General features: G+C 45.4%; 16 protein-coding genes and 1 pseudogene. 5 read left to right on the top strand and 12 right to left on the bottom strand.

The annotated features are described in order from the left end of the window. Window positions 1–80: 80 nt before the first annotated feature. The 3 genes from B5G33_RS10525 to B5G33_RS10535 are packed head-to-tail and all read left to right on the top strand — an operon-like array spanning window position 81 to window position 1,957. The gene (locus B5G33_RS10525; RefSeq protein WP_087417623.1) at window positions 81–455 is read left to right on the top strand and encodes a GntR family transcriptional regulator; all 375 of its coding nucleotides are present in this window, start codon (window positions 81–83) and stop codon (window positions 453–455) included. A gap of 4 nt (window positions 456–459) precedes the next feature. After that, window positions 460–1,338, top strand: coding sequence for an ABC transporter ATP-binding protein (locus tag B5G33_RS10530; RefSeq protein ID WP_087417624.1), 879 nt, complete (start codon window positions 460–462; stop codon window positions 1,336–1,338). Next, a complete protein-coding gene (locus B5G33_RS10535; protein ID WP_087417625.1) occupies window positions 1,319–1,957 on the top strand; it encodes an ABC-2 transporter permease in 639 nt (212 codons plus the stop codon). The genes B5G33_RS10530 and B5G33_RS10535 overlap by 20 nt, the downstream gene beginning before the upstream one ends. 85 nt (window positions 1,958–2,042) lie before the next feature. Here the strand turns inward: B5G33_RS10535 and B5G33_RS22600 are convergent, their stop codons facing one another. Continuing rightward, window positions 2,043–2,192, bottom strand: coding sequence for a GH32 C-terminal domain-containing protein (locus tag B5G33_RS22600; RefSeq protein WP_242974664.1), 150 nt, complete (start codon window positions 2,190–2,192; stop codon window positions 2,043–2,045). Here B5G33_RS22600 and B5G33_RS22605 point away from each other — a divergent pair. After that, window positions 2,145–2,360 carry a helix-turn-helix domain-containing protein gene (locus B5G33_RS22605; RefSeq protein WP_242974666.1) on the top strand — a complete coding sequence of 72 codons (216 nt, stop codon included), beginning with the start codon at window positions 2,145–2,147 and terminating at the stop codon, window positions 2,358–2,360. The two genes, B5G33_RS22600 and B5G33_RS22605, sit on opposite strands and share 48 nt — an antisense overlap. A gap of 113 nt (window positions 2,361–2,473) precedes the next feature. Here the strand turns inward: B5G33_RS22605 and iolE are convergent, their stop codons facing one another. The 10 genes and pseudogenes from iolE to B5G33_RS10590 form a co-directional block, all read right to left on the bottom strand. Beyond that, a complete protein-coding gene (gene iolE, locus B5G33_RS10545; protein WP_087417626.1) occupies window positions 2,474–3,373 on the bottom strand; it encodes a myo-inosose-2 dehydratase in 900 nt (299 codons plus the stop codon). Window positions 3,374–3,385: 12 nt separating this feature from the next. Further along, a complete protein-coding gene (iolG, locus tag B5G33_RS10550) occupies window positions 3,386–4,402 on the bottom strand; it encodes an inositol 2-dehydrogenase (RefSeq protein WP_087417627.1) in 1,017 nt (338 codons plus the stop codon). Window positions 4,403–4,416: 14 nt separating this feature from the next. Further along, window positions 4,417–5,568: an iron-containing alcohol dehydrogenase gene (locus B5G33_RS10555; RefSeq protein WP_087417628.1), complete on the bottom strand. Its 1,152-nt coding sequence runs from the start codon at window positions 5,566–5,568 to the stop codon at window positions 4,417–4,419. 18 nt (window positions 5,569–5,586) lie between these two features. After that, entirely contained in the window at window positions 5,587–6,372 is a 786-nt protein-coding gene (locus B5G33_RS10560; protein ID WP_087417629.1) for a 5-deoxy-glucuronate isomerase, read from the bottom strand. 13 nt (window positions 6,373–6,385) lie between these two features. Continuing rightward, a complete protein-coding gene (gene iolD, locus B5G33_RS10565; protein WP_087417630.1) occupies window positions 6,386–8,317 on the bottom strand; it encodes a 3D-(3,5/4)-trihydroxycyclohexane-1,2-dione acylhydrolase (decyclizing) in 1,932 nt (643 codons plus the stop codon). A gap of 25 nt (window positions 8,318–8,342) precedes the next feature. Next, window positions 8,343–9,377: a 5-dehydro-2-deoxygluconokinase gene (gene iolC, locus B5G33_RS10570; protein ID WP_087268332.1), complete on the bottom strand. Its 1,035-nt coding sequence runs from the start codon at window positions 9,375–9,377 to the stop codon at window positions 8,343–8,345. Window positions 9,378–9,421: 44 nt separating this feature from the next. Continuing rightward, on the bottom strand, window positions 9,422–10,933 hold the full coding sequence (locus B5G33_RS10575; RefSeq protein WP_087268335.1) for a CoA-acylating methylmalonate-semialdehyde dehydrogenase: 1,512 nt from the start codon (window positions 10,931–10,933) through the stop codon (window positions 9,422–9,424). A 236-nt stretch (window positions 10,934–11,169) separates the two neighbouring features. Next, window positions 11,170–12,195, bottom strand: coding sequence for a LacI family DNA-binding transcriptional regulator (locus B5G33_RS10580; protein WP_087268338.1), 1,026 nt, complete (start codon window positions 12,193–12,195; stop codon window positions 11,170–11,172). A gap of 251 nt (window positions 12,196–12,446) precedes the next feature. After that, window positions 12,447–13,841: pseudogene (locus B5G33_RS10585) on the bottom strand (ABC transporter ATP-binding protein); the annotation flags it as partial. 143 nt (window positions 13,842–13,984) lie between these two features. Further along, the gene (locus tag B5G33_RS10590; RefSeq protein WP_087268346.1) at window positions 13,985–15,433 is read right to left on the bottom strand and encodes an alanine/glycine:cation symporter family protein; all 1,449 of its coding nucleotides are present in this window, start codon (window positions 15,431–15,433) and stop codon (window positions 13,985–13,987) included. 169 nt (window positions 15,434–15,602) lie between these two features. On the opposite strand from B5G33_RS10590, the gene B5G33_RS10595 reads away from it, so the two are divergent. Beyond that, window positions 15,603–16,490, top strand: coding sequence for a LysR family transcriptional regulator (locus B5G33_RS10595; RefSeq protein ID WP_158229602.1), 888 nt, complete (start codon window positions 15,603–15,605; stop codon window positions 16,488–16,490). Here the strand turns inward: B5G33_RS10595 and B5G33_RS10600 are convergent. Beyond that, window positions 16,480–16,740 carry a hypothetical protein gene (locus B5G33_RS10600; RefSeq protein WP_087417632.1) on the bottom strand — a complete coding sequence of 87 codons (261 nt, stop codon included), beginning with the start codon at window positions 16,738–16,740 and terminating at the stop codon, window positions 16,480–16,482. The genes B5G33_RS10595 and B5G33_RS10600 overlap by 11 nt on opposite strands. Window positions 16,741–16,868 lie beyond the last annotated feature (128 nt).

The raw sequence follows: 16,868 nt of genomic DNA on the forward strand, positions 1-16,868 counted from the left end.
CATCTATTGACACTTATGTGCTCATAGTATATAGTGTGTATATATAAACATCACACTACAGACTGGAGGTACAGCTCTCTTTGAACATACTTATATCAAACACTTCCGACAGTCCCCTCTATCAGCAGATTAAAGAACAGATCAAGGATTCCATTTTACGGGAGGAACTGAAGGAAGGAGATCCCCTTCCTTCTATCCGCTCTTTTGCAAATGATCTGAAGGTCAGTGTGCTGACTATACGGAGGGTTTATGAGGAGTTGGAGAAAGAAGGCTTTGTCACAAGTCAGGTGGGAATTGGAACCTTTGTATCTGCCGGCAACGCAGAACTTCTCCGGGACTCCAGACGTCGGCTTGTGGAGGAAAAAATGCAGGATATGATCGATACTGCCCGGTCTCTGGGCATCACTAGAGAAGAATTAAATGCCATGATGGAAATTCTATACGAGGAGGAGTGAAGAAATGGATATGGTTTTAGAGGTGACTGGGTTGAATAAATCTTATGACAGTTTTTCTCTGAAAGATGTGAGCTTTTCCCTGCCTGTGGGCTGCATTACCGGATTTATCGGGATAAACGGCGCCGGAAAGACCACCACTCTTCGGTCCATTCTTGGCCTGGCCAGCGGGGGTACTGGAAATGTCCGTTTTTTTGGTACGGATATAAGAGAAAATGAAAGGCAGATCAAAGACCGCATCGGTGTAGTCCTGGACAGCGGCGGTTTCTATGAAGACCTGTCCCTGGATGAGATGAAGAAAATCCTTGCACCGGCTTATTCCTCCTGGTGTGAGCAGGATTACCGGTCTTATCTGGAAAGATTTTCCTTGAATCCAAAGGAAAAGATCAAAAATCTCTCCAGGGGAATGAAGGTGAAGTATGCCCTGGCTCTGGCACTCTCTCATAAGGCAGAGCTGCTGATCATGGATGAACCTACCAGCGGTCTGGACCCTTTATCCCGCATCCAGCTTCTGAATGTTTTGAGAGATTATATGGAACAGGGCGGAAAAGGCGTATTGTTTTCTACTCATATCACCTCGGATTTAGACAAAATCGCAGATATGCTGATTATGATAAATGAAGGGCGTATTGTATTCCAAGAAGAAAAAGACCAGCTTATGGACAGATATCGTATTATTAAAGGCAGTAAAGGGGATTTAAATGAAAATATCCGTAGTCTGTTTCTTAGTATTCATGAAACGGATTTCGGTTTCACCGGCATGACCAGCCATGTTTCCCAAATACAGGAGCTCCTTCCTAATATCCTTTTAGAACGCCCTACAGTGGAGGATATCATGCTGAGTTATATAGAAGGGGGAAAAGAAAATGCTGCTGAATTTAATTAGAAAAGATTTTATTCTGGTAAAAAAATACGTGCTTTTTATGGCTGCACTCTGTTTACTATTGCCTCTTTTTCTGCTCTCCCGGCTGCCGGAATTTGCAGGACCTCTGACTTATTTTATCTCTGTAGTCTACTCCATATTTCTGCTTCTACAGTATGTTTTTCTGAAAGAATATCAGTCTCCCAAAGCATCCCTTCTCCTCTGTTCATCGCCTTATCCACGGCGGCTGATGGTACTTGGAAAGTATGCCTTCTGCCTGGTAATCTATACTGTCTGCACTTTGCTCTACCTGCTGGAATCTCTGCTCCTGCCCGGACTGGGAAGATTTCATGGGGGAATGGCTGTTCTGGTCTTTTCTATTATCACGGTTTTCTACGGCATTTACCTTCCCCTCCAATACCGCCTGGGATTTGAAAAGACGAAGTTTATTACTATGATCCTCATCATGGCCTGTCCCTTTCTGGCTCCTTTTGTTCTGAGCAAAGCTGATATGTTCAAAAGACTTATCCAGCCTTTGCCCCCGTCCCTTTTTTACGGCATGCTCTTATCTGTCAGCTTCCTGATGCTTATAGTATCCGCCTGCTTATCTGTCTATTTCTATGAGCATACAGATCTAGCCTAACCTGCTGCCTGTCAATGCAGCAAAAACCCCCAGGATACAACAGTACCAGCGTCCTCTGTATCCTGGGGGTAATTTTAATTCTTCTTTATTCTTTTACTGTTTCCAGTGAAATATTTTCCCACTGCTGAAAGGAGATTTCTCTTTCATTTTTTTCCAGATAAATCCTGGTGGTAAACACTATTTCTCCCTGGTTTACAAAAATTTCTACAATAGAACTGTCGATCAGGATCAGCAAGATTTCCGTATACGCAGGGCCTGCAGTCTGCTGAAGGAAACTGAACTGCCCGTAAGCGATATTTCCAGATCCGTAGGATATGACGATGCCTTGTATTTTTCCAGGCTGTTCCGGCAAAAGAAAGGCAGGACACCTACCCAATACAGAAAGGAAAAAGCACTTGAATAGGGCAGTCTGTAGGACTTTCCTATAGAACCAAAAAGCTGCCCTATGAAACATATACCAGGAATATTTATCGATAAATATTCTAGAATTTTGTTTCATAAGGCAGCTATAAAGTTTTACAGTCCTGTATTTTCAGCAATATATTTTCTGGCCTTGATGGCGTATTCCAGAGGATTTGCTTTGGCAGGGTCCTGCTCCGCCTCTACCAGCAAGTATCCTTCATACCCAATCTCTTCCAGCACTTTGAAGATAGGGACAAATTCAATAGAGCCGTCTCCTGGAACAGTAAAGGCTCCTGCCCGCACCCCATCCAGGAAACTGAGTCCTTCTTCTTTTACTCTCTGAACCACTTCCGGACGGATATCTTTCAGATGCACATGTTTGATCCTGTCTGCATACTTTTTCACCATTTCCAGAGGGTCTGCACCGCAGTACGCAAAGTGGCCGGTATCATAGAGAAGGCTTACATACTCCGGATCTGTGCCTTTCATAAGCCTTTCTACCTCATCTGGATCCTGGACAACTGTGCCCATATGATGATGGAAAGTAAGGGAGATGCCATATTCTTCTTTAGCGATTTTTCCCAGTCTGTTCAGACCGTCACAGAGGGTTTCCCACTCCTGATCATTCATAACATATTTCTTTCCGAAAACCGGCGTGTCCTCCTGGCCCTGGACGCTGTAGCTCTGCTCAGAGGCACCGATAATCTTGGCGCCCATAGTTCTCAGAAATTCCAGCTGTGCACGAAATTCTTTCTCTACTTCTTCAAAGGGTTTTGTAAGGAGAAAGCTGGAAAACCACTGGTTACAGATTTCCAGGTTCCGAAGTTCCAAAGCTTTTTTCAGCACTTCTGTATCTTTGGGGTATTTATTTCCCACCTCTGAACCAGTAAATCCTGCCAGAGCCATCTCACTGACACACTGTTCAAAAGTATTTTCTCCTCCCAGATCCGGAAGGTCGTCATTGGTCCATGCAATAGGAGCGATTCCCAATTTTACTTTATTTTTATCCAGCATTGATCCTTCCTCCTATTCTCCCATAACCTCAGAAATTTTAACAGGACGGTGTTCCTGGCTGGATTTCTTAGCTGCAAGTCCCATAAGCACAGGCTTTAAGCCGTCATATACATTAAGGGGCGTCTCTTTATCGTTTTCAATAGCATCAATAAAGGCAGCGATTTCTTTGCCATAGGCGTCCATATATCTCTCCAGGAAGAAGAACATTGGTTTCTCTCCTGTAACTCCCTGAGCATTGCTGACTACCATGTTAGACTGGCTGTCATTGGAAATTGCAGCCATTCCTTCGGAACCGAAGACTTCTGCTCTCTGGTCATAACCATAAACAGCCTTTCTGCAGTTGTCGATCACCGCAATGGCTCCATTTTCCATTTTCAGAGTGATCACTGCTGTATCCACATCTCCAGCCTCTCCAATAGCAGGATCTACCAGATTTGCGCTCTGAACATAAACTTCTTCTGCATCACAGCCTGCCAGGAAACGAACCATGTCAAAATCATGGATTGTCATATCCAGGAACATGCCTCCGGATACTTTTACGTAATCGATGCTGGGCGGTTCAGGGTCTCTGGAAGTAATCTTAATAATCTGAGGAGTTCCCACTTTTCCCTGAGCTACTGCTTCCTGAAGAGACTGGAAATTATGGTCAAAACGCCGGTTAAATCCTACCTGATATTTCAGGTTTGTTCCCTCCAGGGCCTTAATTACTTCCATGATCTTTTCTACATCATGATCAATAGGCTTCTCACAGAATACATGTTTTCCTGCCTTAATCGCTTCTACAGAAATAGGTGAATGCGTATCTGTGGAAGAGCAGATCAGCACTGCGTCAATCTCTGGGTCCTCAATGATTTCCTTATAATCTTTTGTAGTTTTTTCTACTCCCATGCTTTTTGCCCAGTCTGCTGTCTCTTCTGACAGAAAAGGATCTGCCACTGTCTTGATCTTTGCGTTAGGGACTCTTGTTGTGATACTGGTAATATGTACTCTCCCAATTCTTCCTGCTCCGATAATACCTACCTTAACCATTCTTCCTTCTCCTTTTACCAAAGTTTTTTATAAATTTCTTTTACTTCTTCTTCGGTTATATCTCTCATAGTATTCTGAGGGCTTCCGCTTTCCATGGCGTCATGAGCCATTTTGTCGATCAATTCAAAAAATTTCTCCCGCTGGATCCCTGCGCCCTCCAGATCAGGGATATCCAGTTCTTTTACAAGGGCTTCTACTCCGGCCAGAAATTTTCTGCCAGCCTCTGCATCTGTATCATTTTCAGATGCGACTCCCACAGCTCTTCCAAGGTCCCCGAATCTTTCCTTTGCCCCAGAAAGAGCAAAAGTAAGACATTCTTTCATGAGCATGGCATTAGACAGTCCATGAGCTACATGGAACAGGGCTCCGATAGGACGGCTCATACCGTGGATAACCGTCACAGAGGAATTATTAAAAGCAATCCCTGCTTCCAGGGCTGCCAGAGCCATTTGCTCTCTTGCCTCCTGGTCCTTTCCGTCTCTGTAAGCCTTTGGCAGATATCTGAAAATACGTTTTACTGCCGAAAGGGCAAAGGTATCGGACATAGGCTGGGCCTTTCTGGAAGTATATGCTTCTATTCCATGGCAAAGTGCATCCAGACCTGTGGCCGCCGTAATTTTAGGCGGCGCAGTCATGGTAAATCTGGCATCGATCACTGCCATATCCGGCATAAGCACCCGCCCTTTCAGGAGCATTTTAATGTCCTTCTCTGTATCTGTGATAATCGTAAACTGGGTAGCCTCTGACCCGGTTCCTGCAGTTGTAGGAATGGCAGCCATAGGAGGAGTTTTTACCTGAATCTCTTTTCCCATGTAGTCAGAAATCTCTCCTCCAGACTCTGCCAGGGAGGCCACTGCTTTCATAGCATCAATAGCGCTTCCTCCACCCAGAGCGATGAGGAAATCACAGCTCTGTTCCTTGTATGCAGCCAGCCCTTTTTTTACCATAAGGTCTGTAGGCTCTCCTGTTATCTCACTGAAGATGTAGTAATCTACCCCATGAGCTTTTAACACTTCTTCCAGTTTTTGACAGTTTCCCAGCTGGATCATCATCTGATCTGTAACGATAAATGCTTTTTTCCAAAAAGAGGCAAACCATGTTCCTGCCTGTTCCAATGCTCCCGGTCCTGAAATAATATGTCCCGGCATAATAAACTCTCTGGCCATTTTTTTCTCTCCCTCTGTCTAAAACTCCGCCTCATGGAGCCATGTATATTTTTCGTCTTCGCAGCGGTCTGTCTGCAGCCAGGGATTTCCGTCAATGTGGCGGATCATCCAGCAGGTATACATCTGGAATCCCGGAGCCACTGCCTGTGGATGAAGCTCTCCTCCCGGAATGGCAGAGAAACTTCCTTCCACACTCTTAAACACCTGATCTCCTACAAAGCTGGCGCCAAAGCCTTCCGGACGGTCAAACTTAAAATAATAAGTCTCTGGCTGGGGATGTCTGTGAGGCAGATATCCTGACCAATTTCCTCTGTCATTGAGCACCTCTCCCAGGACCATATTAGACCAGGGAGCAATGTCGTGATCAAAGATGGTATTAACTCTTCTCTTTGCTACATTCCCAAATTTGCCCACACAGGAATAACCCCAGGGAGCATCCTCCGGCTTATAGAGTTTTCCTGGAAATTCTTTCTCATTTTTTGTCCTCTGCACCAGAATCTCTGCCTCTGTATCTGCGGCAACAGAAACTTTTGCTCCGGTACACACATGAACGCACCAGGGTCCTTCTGTAAATACACTTTCCCGGCTCACCTGGGCCTTCTGGTCATCCCAGGAAAAGGTTATTTTTCCTTCCAGAAGCAGCACTGCTGTCTCTTCTCCTTCAAAACCAAATGTCCTGGTCTCACCTGCTTTCATACGATAAACACGGATGTCCATCATCATATCTTTGTAGTCATTATCATAGGTAGTCAGGATTTTTTCTCCCTTTTCATCGAATTCCGGGTAACCAAATACTTTTCCCATTTTGCTTCTCTCCTTAATATACTCTGGCCTCTTCTCTTCCTTTCAGAACGCCTTCACAGGCTTTCCGCACGCTTTCTTTTGCTGAGATAGTGGCAATTCCCACATCCCACCAGGACTCATAACCGTCAGTCATGGTCTTTGGAAGCACCTTCAGGTCAAAAAGGCAGGCCTTATCCTGTTTCTTTGCGTCTTCCAGGGCATTTACCAGCTCTTCTATAGTATGGCAGGTATAGGTCTTCAGTCCGTATCCCTCTCCGATTTTAGCGTAGTCTACCGGGATCAGATCTCCTGTAGGCTTCTTGCCGTCTGTATAGCGGAACTCTGTGGCAAGACTGCCGATTCCGTGATTCATCTCCAGATTGTTGATACATCCAAAGCCACAGTTATCGAAGATCAAAATATTGACTTTCTGTCTCTCCTGCATAATAGTCATAATCTCGCTGTGAAGCATCTGGAAACTGGAATCTCCTACTACACAGTAGACCTCATTTTCCGGTTCTGCGAATTTTACACCCAGAGTAGCAGCCACTTCATATCCCATACAGGAATAACCATATTCTGCATGATAGCCGCCCCGTTTATCTGTTCTCCACATTCTCTGCATACAGCTTGGCAGAGAGCCTCCTGCTGTAATAATTGTGGCATCTTTATCAATCGTCCTGTTAATTGCAGCCAGGGCGGCAGTCTGTGTGATCACGCCTTTGGTCAGCTTCACAAACTCCGGTATAGTTCTGGGATCTCTTGCTTTGATAAGAGGTTCAAAATCCTCGCCTGTATAGGCAATAGCTCCCAGACGCTCCATTTCTTTATCCCAGGCTTCCTTTGCCTTTTTGATTTCATCTGTATAGGCTGAATGATAACCCTTGGCCCGCAGTTTCCCGGCCAGGGCTTCAACTGTCACCTTTGCATCTCCCACTGCCTTAACGGCATCCATCTTATAAGCATGGAAACGGCTGTTGTTGATGGTCACGAACTGCACATTCTCGTTCCGGAACAAATGCTTGGAACTGGTAGTGAAGTCTGACAGTCTGGAGCCTACAGCAATGACTACATCTGCGTCCTTTGCAATAATATTAGAAGCATAAGTTCCTGTTACTCCAATGCCGCCAAGACAATAGGGATGGCTGGATCTGCAGGCACTTTTTCCTCCCTGGGTCTCGCCAAAAGGAATCCCGAATTCTTCACAGAAGTTCTCCACGGTCTCTCCAGCTTCTGAATAGCGTACGCCGCCACCTACAATGACCAGAGGCTTTTTGGCCTCTGAAATAACCTGAGCCAGGTCCTCCAGTTCTTCCTCTACAGCCACAGGTCTGGTAATCCTGTGCACTCTTTTTTTGAAGAAATAATCTGGAAAATCAAAGGATTCTCCCTCTACATCCTGGCACAGGGCGATGCAGCATGCACCGGTCTCCGCCGGATCTGTCAGCACACGCATGGCATTTATCAGAGCTGTCATGATCATTTCCGGCCTGGTAACTCTGTCCCAGTATTTACATACGGGCTTAAATGCATCATTGGTAGTTGTTGCCAGACTGCTGCTCTGCTCCAGCTGCTGAAGCACTGGGTCTGGCTGCCTGGAAGCAAAACTGTCCGCAGGAAATACCAGCAGAGGGATATTGTTTACTGTAGCAGTAGCACAGGCTGTTACCATATTTGCCGCACCTGGGCCTATGGATGAAGCGCAGGGAATGATCCGTTTCCGGTTGCTCTGTTTTGCAAAGGCTGTTGCCACATGGCACATACCCTGCTCATTTCTACCCTGGAAGACACGGAGCTGTCCAGGGTTTGTATCAAGAGCTTCTCCCAGACCTACTGCAATACCATGACCGAAAATTGTAAAGAAGCCTTCTACAAACTTTGTCTCCACGCCGTCCATGGACACATACTGATTATCTAAAAATTTCACGATGGCCTGGGCCGTCGTCATTCTGGTTGTTTTCCCCATGACCTCTACTCTCCTTTTCTGGTCTCTATACTCTTGCGATCATCTCGCCAAATTTTTCTTTTTCCTCTTTTATAAAATCATGGACCTCCTGGGGGCCGGGAAGGGAATCTGAGCAGTTATTGCTTCTCACCATCATAGAAGCCTCTGCAGAGCCAAACTCCAGACAGTCTATGATGGGCCAGCCCTGGTACAGGCCATAAAGAAATCCTGAGCCGTATCCGTCTCCTCCGCCGAAGCCTTTTCTGGCTTCTACAGGGAATGGCTTAATGCTGAACTTTTCTCCATCGCAGGTATAGGCAGTAGAGCCTTGCATACCATGCTTGATCACCACGATCTTTGCATTACAGTTCTGCCAGTAAGCAGCACTTTCTTCATCGGTCATTCCAGGTCTTATCAGTTTTTCTGTCAGGTCAAATTCTTCTCTGGAGCCCATGATAATATCTGCTTCTTTCGCCACTATAGAATAGTAAATAGAGATCTCGTCGCTGTTTTTCCAGTTGTATGCCCGGTAGTCAATGTCAAAGATTACCTTGGTCTGGTTCTTCTTTGCCAGCATAACAGCCTTAATAGCCGCTTCTCTGGAAGGGCTTTCTGCCAGAGAGGTTCCTGAAATCAAAAGGGCCTTGGTCTGACGGATATAATCTTCATCAATATCATCTACATGGAGTTGAAGATCTGCGATACAGTTCCGATACATCAGGATGCTGCTCTCTTTTGGAGACAGCATTTCCGTAAAAGTCAGGCCCAGTTTTTCTCCATTTTTACATCTTGTAATATGAGAAGTATCAATTCCCTGTTCCTGGAAATACTCGGTAACAAAATCTCCAAACTGGTCGTCGGAAACTTTTCCGATAAATCCTGCCTTCAGTCCGTGGCGGGTGACTCCCACCGCAATGTTTGCAGGGGAGCCTCCTACAAATTTTTCAAACATATGTACCTTTTTCAAAGGCTTAAACTCTTCTTTTACCTGGTCATTGTACGCAGGGTTGAAGTCAATGGCCACTCGTCCCAGAAGTACCAGATCCATAGGCCTGGACTGGTCAAATTCTATATATTTCATACCTTACCTCCGTTTTTTCTCCGTGCTTAAGGCGTATCCGGCCATCAGATGGTTCCGTCCCATGTAGAAACGGTTTTTACTTTCTTTTCTTCTTCATCAAACCACCGGGTGGTAACTACTTTCCGCTCTGTATAGAAACGGTAGCCGTCTTTGCCCAGAGTATGGAGGTCTCCAAAGAAGGACTGTTTGTGTCCATTAAATGGGAACATGCCGATAGGTACAGGAATACCTACATTTACTCCTACCATACCTCCGTCTGTGCGGCTGACAAATTCTCTTGCATAATGACCATTCTGTGTAAAGATCACAGATCCATTTGCAAATGGATTTGCATTCATTACAGCCAGACCTTCCTCGAAATCTTTTACTCTCTTAATGCAGAGCACTGGTCCGAAAATTTCTCTGTCCCCTACAGTCATTCCCGGTTTTACATGATCCAGGATTGTTGGTCCTACGTAGAAGCCGTTCTCATAGCCTTCAACCACAATGTCTCTTCCGTCCAGTACCAGTTCTGCACCTTCTTCGATACCTTTATTGATCCAGTTAACCACAGATTCTTTATGCTTAGCATTGATTACCGGACCCATGCCAGAAGCCTTGTCATAAGCCGGTCCTACTTTCAGTGCCTTTGCTTTTTCTACAATGGCATTTACCAGCTGGTCAGCAATACTTTCCTGTACTACCACTACAGGAAGGGCCATACATCTTTCTCCTGCACATCCAAAAGAAGCGTTGATGATTCCTGCTGCTGTTCTCTCAATAGGCGCATCTTCCAGTACCAGAGCATGGTTCTTAGCTTCGCAGAGAGCCTGTACTCTCTTGCCATTGGAAGCTGCCGTAGCATAAATATGTTTTCCAACAGAAGTGGAGCCTACAAAAGTAATACCCTTTACATCTGGATGGCTCAGGAAAATCTCTGCCTCATGGCGTGAGCAGGTAACAATATTGATTACGCCGTCAGGAAGTCCGGCTTCTTTGTACAGCTCTGCAATGCGCATGCAGGTCTGAGGTGTAAAAGTAGCTGCTTTCAGTACAATAGTATTACCGCAGGCGATGCAGATAGGAGTCATCCAGCCCATAGGTATCATAGCAGGGAAGTTAAAAGGAATAATTCCTGCAAAAACTCCCAGAGGCTCTCTGTAGGAAACTGTGTCATATCCTTTAGATGCGTTCATCAGGCTCTCACCCATCATAAGGGAAGGTGCGGAAATCGCCTGCTCTGTGCCTTCGATAGCTTTCAGCACATCTCCCTCTGCTTCTGCCCAGGCCTTGCCGTTCTCTTTTGCCACAGACATAGTCAGCTCATCCATATGCGCATAAAGGAGTTCCCGTACCTTGTAAAGGATCTGGACCCTTTTCTTTACAGGTGTGCCAGACCAGCCTGGGAATGCCGCTTTCGCTGCCTGGATAGCCTCCTCTACTTCGTCAGGGGTACAGCAGGGAACCTTCGCGATCACTTCTCCCGTACTTGGATCGTAAGCATCTGTGTACTTCTCCGTCTTAGATTCCTTAAAAGAACCGTTTACATAGTAACCCAGTTTTTTGATTTCTCCCATTTTACTTTCTCCTTTTCTTTCAGTTCTCGTTACTGATAGTGTACAGTTTCTTTATATGCTCATAATAACACTTTACGTCAAAATGCACAAGTGCTATTTGCGTACATTTTTATATTTTGCGTTATTTTATATTATGCACGCATTTTTCTTGGCACGCATACATAAAAAGAGACTGCCTCATAAAACATATCGGGGAATATTTTCCCTTTCTGTTCAATACAGCAGTCTCTGTGTCCTTACAAATTATATTTTGTTTTTATATTTATATCTGTGAACCAGAATTCCCTTTCCGGCTCCCTTCCTTTTAGAAGAAGATCTGCCAGAATATGAGGCGGACGATAGCCCTGCACATATCCATTCTGGTCAATAAGAAAATCCACTACATTGCTCTTTAAAGCCCGTTCATTCTTAGGCGTCTGGTCATAAATGATCACATAAGGCCGGTCCTGGATATTCAGCTTTTCAAAGGCTCTTCCCACTCCTGCCTGGCCTCCGGAGACTACCAGGATCCCTCTGATCCCGGCAATACCTGTCATAGCGTTCTCCACAATCCGCTCTACCTCATCAGTATCATCGAAACTGCCCTGAACACCTGCAATCTCCAGATCTGGATAACTTTTCTTTGCCTCTTCAATAAATCCATCTACCCTCTGGTTATCTACATCATTGCTGAAATATCCTGTGATAAGCAAAACCTTTCCCCTGCCGCCTGTGAGAAGCCCCATGAGCCCTGCGGCAGTTCTCCCGCTCTGCCGGTTATCCATTCCCACAAAACAGCGCCTTCTGGTCCCCACAATATCTGAGTTAAAAGTCACCACCGGAATATGTTCTTCATCTGTCAGACGATTCAGCTCTGCCCTGACGCCTTCACAATCCACTGGCATAATTGCCAGTCCCTGTATTCCTTCCTCAAGCAATTCCCGGACAGCCGTTAATTGTTCCTCTTCATCTACGTAAATACCCTCTTTTAAAATCAGTTCAATACCCCGGTCAGCCAGTTCTAAAGCAGCCGTCCGGATTCCCCTGTTTACCTCCAGCATAAAAGATGCTTTGGCAAGCTGAGTCACCACACCTATTTTTATTTTCTTTTTGCCGTTTTCTCTTTTCTTTCTCTCTTTGGGCACATAGCCCATCTCATCTGCAAGTTCCCAGATCCGTTCTGCTACCTGTGGATTAATCCTTCCTCTGTTGTGGAGGGCCCGGTCCACAGTTCCTCTGGAAACTCCTGCCTTCTCAGCAATCTGCTGTATTGTTACTGCCATAATCTCTTTTCACCTTTTCTTCTTTTCTTATCTGTTATATTACCACAAACAGCAAAAGCACGCAAGAAAAAGCGTGCTTTCATCTGTATCTCCTGTATTCCAGCTACAGGGGAGAAAAAAGAGGGGCCTGGTATGAGGAACTGCCTCTCTCCGAAGGGCAGAAGGATTTTCTGAAAAGACTTTTGGGACTGAAGAACAAATTTACAGATACAGAAACCGTAAGAAAAGAATTTATCCGAAGTTTTAATCTACAGCAGTAGACTGGAAAGAGAGGTAAGCACCAAAACACACTCATTGTATCTCTCCGGCCACCGGCCTGCCTTCACATCATACTGGTCCATATACAGGTCTGTATCTTCCGGCATTTCATAAAACACATCTGTGCTCATCATAGAAGACATCATGCTGCTGGAGCTGCTGGAGGATCCAATACCCAGGGCCTCAAATGAGGTGTCCGGATTGACCTGTCGGACATCTTCATCTTTCTGAAGATAAATCTGAGGCACAACATCGTAGGAGTACTCAATGGCATTGGTATATTCTTCAATTCCGCTGTCTCCGCTGTCCAGATATTCCTTGAGAGATTCCAGATCATTGGAATCCATTGTAGAGAACATATCTGTCACCATCTGGATTACATTTATCTCTCCAGCCTCTTCCTCATCTTCGCTTCCGCCACTGTCGGCAGAAAGCATGGAAGTAAAGTCCATTCCTGTACTCTGTATCTGAAGAGGATATTCTGATAATGTGTCCTCTTCAACATTCTGAATATAATTATTTACCCCTGTAGAAAGGGACAGAATCAGTGATATACCAATAATACCGATAGATCCGGCAAAAGAAGTCAGAAGTGTCCTTGCCTTCTTGGTACGCAGGTTGTTAAAGCTCAGGGATAAAGCTGTGAACAAAGACATGGAGGATTTTCCCATGTTTTTATGCTGAGGTTTCTCCTGTTCTTCCGGATTGGGAAGATAGGGGTCCGTATCTGAACGGATCTTTCCGTCTCTTAAATTTACGATCCTGGTCGCATATTCCTGAGCCAGTTCCGGATTGTGGGTAACCATGACCACCAACCGGTCCTTTGCCACCTCCCTTAGAAGGTCCATGACCTGGACACTGGTATCACTATCCAGGGCTCCTGTAGGCTCATCTGCCAAAAGAATATCCGGATCATTTACCAGAGCTCTGGCAATAGCAACCCTCTGCATCTGGCCTCCAGACATCTGGTTTGGTTTTTTATGAAGCTGTTCTCCAAGACCTACCTCCTCCAGAGCTTTTATGGCTCTCTGCCGTCGCTCTGTCTTCCCGATACCAGAAATAGTCAAGGCCAGCTCTACATTGGCCAGAACTGTCTGGTGGGGAATCAGGTTGTAGCTTTGAAAAACAAATCCAATGGTATGGTTCCTGTAAGAATCCCAATCCCGGTCTTTGTACTTCTTTGTAGAAATACCATTAATGATCAGATCTCCGCTGTCATACCGGTCCAGTCCTCCGATAATATTCAACAGGGTGGTTTTTCCCGAACCACTGGGTCCCAGGATTGCTACAAACTCATTATCTCTTAAATTCAGGCTTACATCATCAAGAGCCTTCTGCACCAGCTTTCCTGTTCGGTATTCCTTACAAATGTGTTGAATCTGAAGCATTTCCTCTACGTCCTCTCCTTACTTATTCAAGTCTCGCTTTTGGAAAACGAAGTGGGCATCCCACTTCAGATCCCTTCCCCTTGATCTCGTCCAAAAGAAAAGTACAGTAAAATGCTACTACAATTAAAAGGAAAATACAATGGTCAATCCTTTCCTCTCCTCTTACTTTTTTTGTTCTCTTTCTGCTTTTCGTAATCCTTCAGAGCGTTCAGAGCCTGAGGAGCCATGGGGATCAGAGCCGTCATATTAAAAATGGTCATAAGCCCCACGCCGAAATCCCCCAGATCCCAGACAAAAGTATAGGCCGCCAGGCCTCCCACAAAAAGCATGACCAGCGCCAGGATCTTATACAGATTCTGAGAAATCCAGTTATCTCCAAAAAGATAAGCGATATTAGACCTTGCATAAAACAAGATGCCGATAAAGGTTGAAAAGCTGAAAAGCCAGAGGATTATGGCAATAAAGGCGCCTCCCAGACCCCCCAGATGATAGTTCATAGCTGTCTGGAGAAGGTCCATGCCCTCCAGTCCTGCAGTCATGCTCTCAGGAGTCAGCAGCATGATCATAGCGGTACAGCTGCAGATGACCAGAGTATCAATAAATACGCCTAAAGCCTGGAGCAGCCCTTCTTTAGCAGGATGACTGATATCTGCGGCAGCTGCTGCGCAGGGAGCAGAGCCTGAACCTGCCTCATTGGAGAAAAGTCCTCTCTTTGCTCCATTCATGATAACGGCTCCGATTCCTCCTGCTACTGCCTGGCGGAAACCGAAAGCTTCTGCAAAGATCCGCTGGAAGACTCCCGGAAGGGCCCCCAGATTTGTGACAATGATAAAAACCGTAACCAGCAGATAGCACACTGCCATCACTGGCACCATGATATCCAGTACCCGGACTGAAGCGTTTTTTCTGAGCACAATTACCGCTGCCAGAGCCACAAGAAAAATGGTGGTATAAAGGGGCGGTATCTGAAATGCATTTTCAAAGGCAGAGGAAACAGAATTTCCTATTACCTGACTGATGCCGCACCAGCAGATAAGACCAGACAGGGCAAAAAGGCAGGCCATAATGGATTTCTTGCTCCTGTCTCTGGTCTTTCTGAAAAAGTAATGTATGTAATAGGCAGGGCCTCCCCGATAACCGCCGTAAAGGGGATCTTTTTCCTTATAAAGCTGGGCCAGAGTGGCTTCTGCAAAAGCTGTGGAAGACCCCAGAAGGGCAATGAGCCACATCCAGAACACAGCCCCCGCCCCTCCGGCAGAGATGGCTGCCACTACGCCCACCAGGTTTCCCATACCGACTCTTGTTGCCGTAGACACGATCAGAGCCTGTACGCCGGAAATCCCGTCCTTCTGTCCATTTCCCTTTTTCTCTGTAACCACTTGGATCATATCTGAAAAAAGACGGAAAGGAAGAAATCTGGTCCTGACTGTAAAATAGATTCCCGATGGAATCAAAATCAGCACCAGCAGGGAAATTCCCAGAGAACTTCCTCCCGGAAGAGGGACTGTAATAAAATCTCCCCACAAAATATGGAATATCCCGTAAAAGATGTCCAAAAATTTATTACTTACTGTTTGAAAAACTGTCTCCATATCCTATCCTCTTTCTTTTGTCTCTTGTACATTACGCCTTTTTAGTATATAGTAGAAATAATCATCTGTAAAATTGATAGTTATAATAGTATAAATCGAAATATTCGATTCTATTCAGAAGCATATGGAAGCAGATGGTAAAGAGAATATTTTCGGGGAGAGGAGCTTTATGGATACCAAAAATTTGACAACATTTATCTATGTAGCAGAACTGCGCAGCTTTACAAAAGCTGCAGACAGACTGGGCTTTTCCCAGTCTACGGTCTCTTTTCAGATCAAACAATTAGAAAAGGAACTGGGCTCCCAGCTTTTTGAACGGATCAATCACACCGTACATCTCACAGAAAAGGGACGGGAAGTTCTGGAATATGCTCATCAGGTCAACCGCATGACCAGGGAGCTGGAAGACAGCATGAAAACAAAAACAGCAGCGGGACACATCCGTCTGGCTACCGCTGACTCTCTGTGTACCTCTCTTCTGTCCAGAGGTTTTCAACATTTTCGCAGTCTTTATCCGGACATTACGCTGAAAATCATTGCAGCCGGAACAGAAGAAATGTTCCGGCTTATGAACCACAATGAGGTAGATGCTATCCTGACTCTGGATAATCACATTTACAATGCAGAATACCGGATTGTCCGTGAGGAAAGAGTACATACTTATTTCGTAGCCGGAGCCGGCACCAGCCTTGCCTCTGCTTCCTCCCTTTCTGTCCAGGAACTGATCCGTCAGCCTTTCATCCTGACAGAAAAAGGCATGAGCTACCGCCGTCTGCTGGAAGAAAAACTGGCGGAGCTGTCCCTGGAAGTTCAGCCTGTTCTGGAAATCGGGAGCACAGAACTGATCTGCTCCCTGGTAGAACAGGGCGCCGGCATCTCCTTTCTCCCCGATTACGTCATAAAAGATAGAGTAAAGGCCGGAACCCTGGTCTGCCTGCCAGTGTCCGGCCTGGAAATTCAGGTATGGAAACAGCTTTTGTATCATCGGAATAAGTGGGTGTCTCCTCAGATGGAAACGGTGTTAAAATATTGCGTGAGCAGGGAGTTTATCCCTTAAAAAGGATATACATCTGCCCTTTTCCTGCTCGCACTTTTACGCAATGGCATTTTAAAGTGACCATGGAATACAGTTCCATAAAAGATACAGAGCCGGTAGTTTCTTTGGCCGCATTGTTGATCCTGGCGTCTTTGGGAGCAAGTCCAAAAATGTCAATGCCGCAGCCCCCTCCATAACTGTAAGTCCTGGCCATCTTTATACAAGCCTCTATTAGACAGTATCCTTCCCCCAGCCATTCTTGTTCTGTCATTTTTACACCTCTACAATATTTTGTATACAAATCTTTTTATTGACACGATATTTAGATATTTGCAACAGATAAAACAACAAAATAGGGAGCTATCGCATTAATCAAATATGACAAATGCGACAGCTCAC

The organism is Blautia sp. An81 (assembly GCF_002161285.1).
GTDB classification, from domain to species: domain Bacteria; phylum Bacillota; class Clostridia; order Lachnospirales; family Lachnospiraceae; genus Blautia; species Blautia ornithocaccae.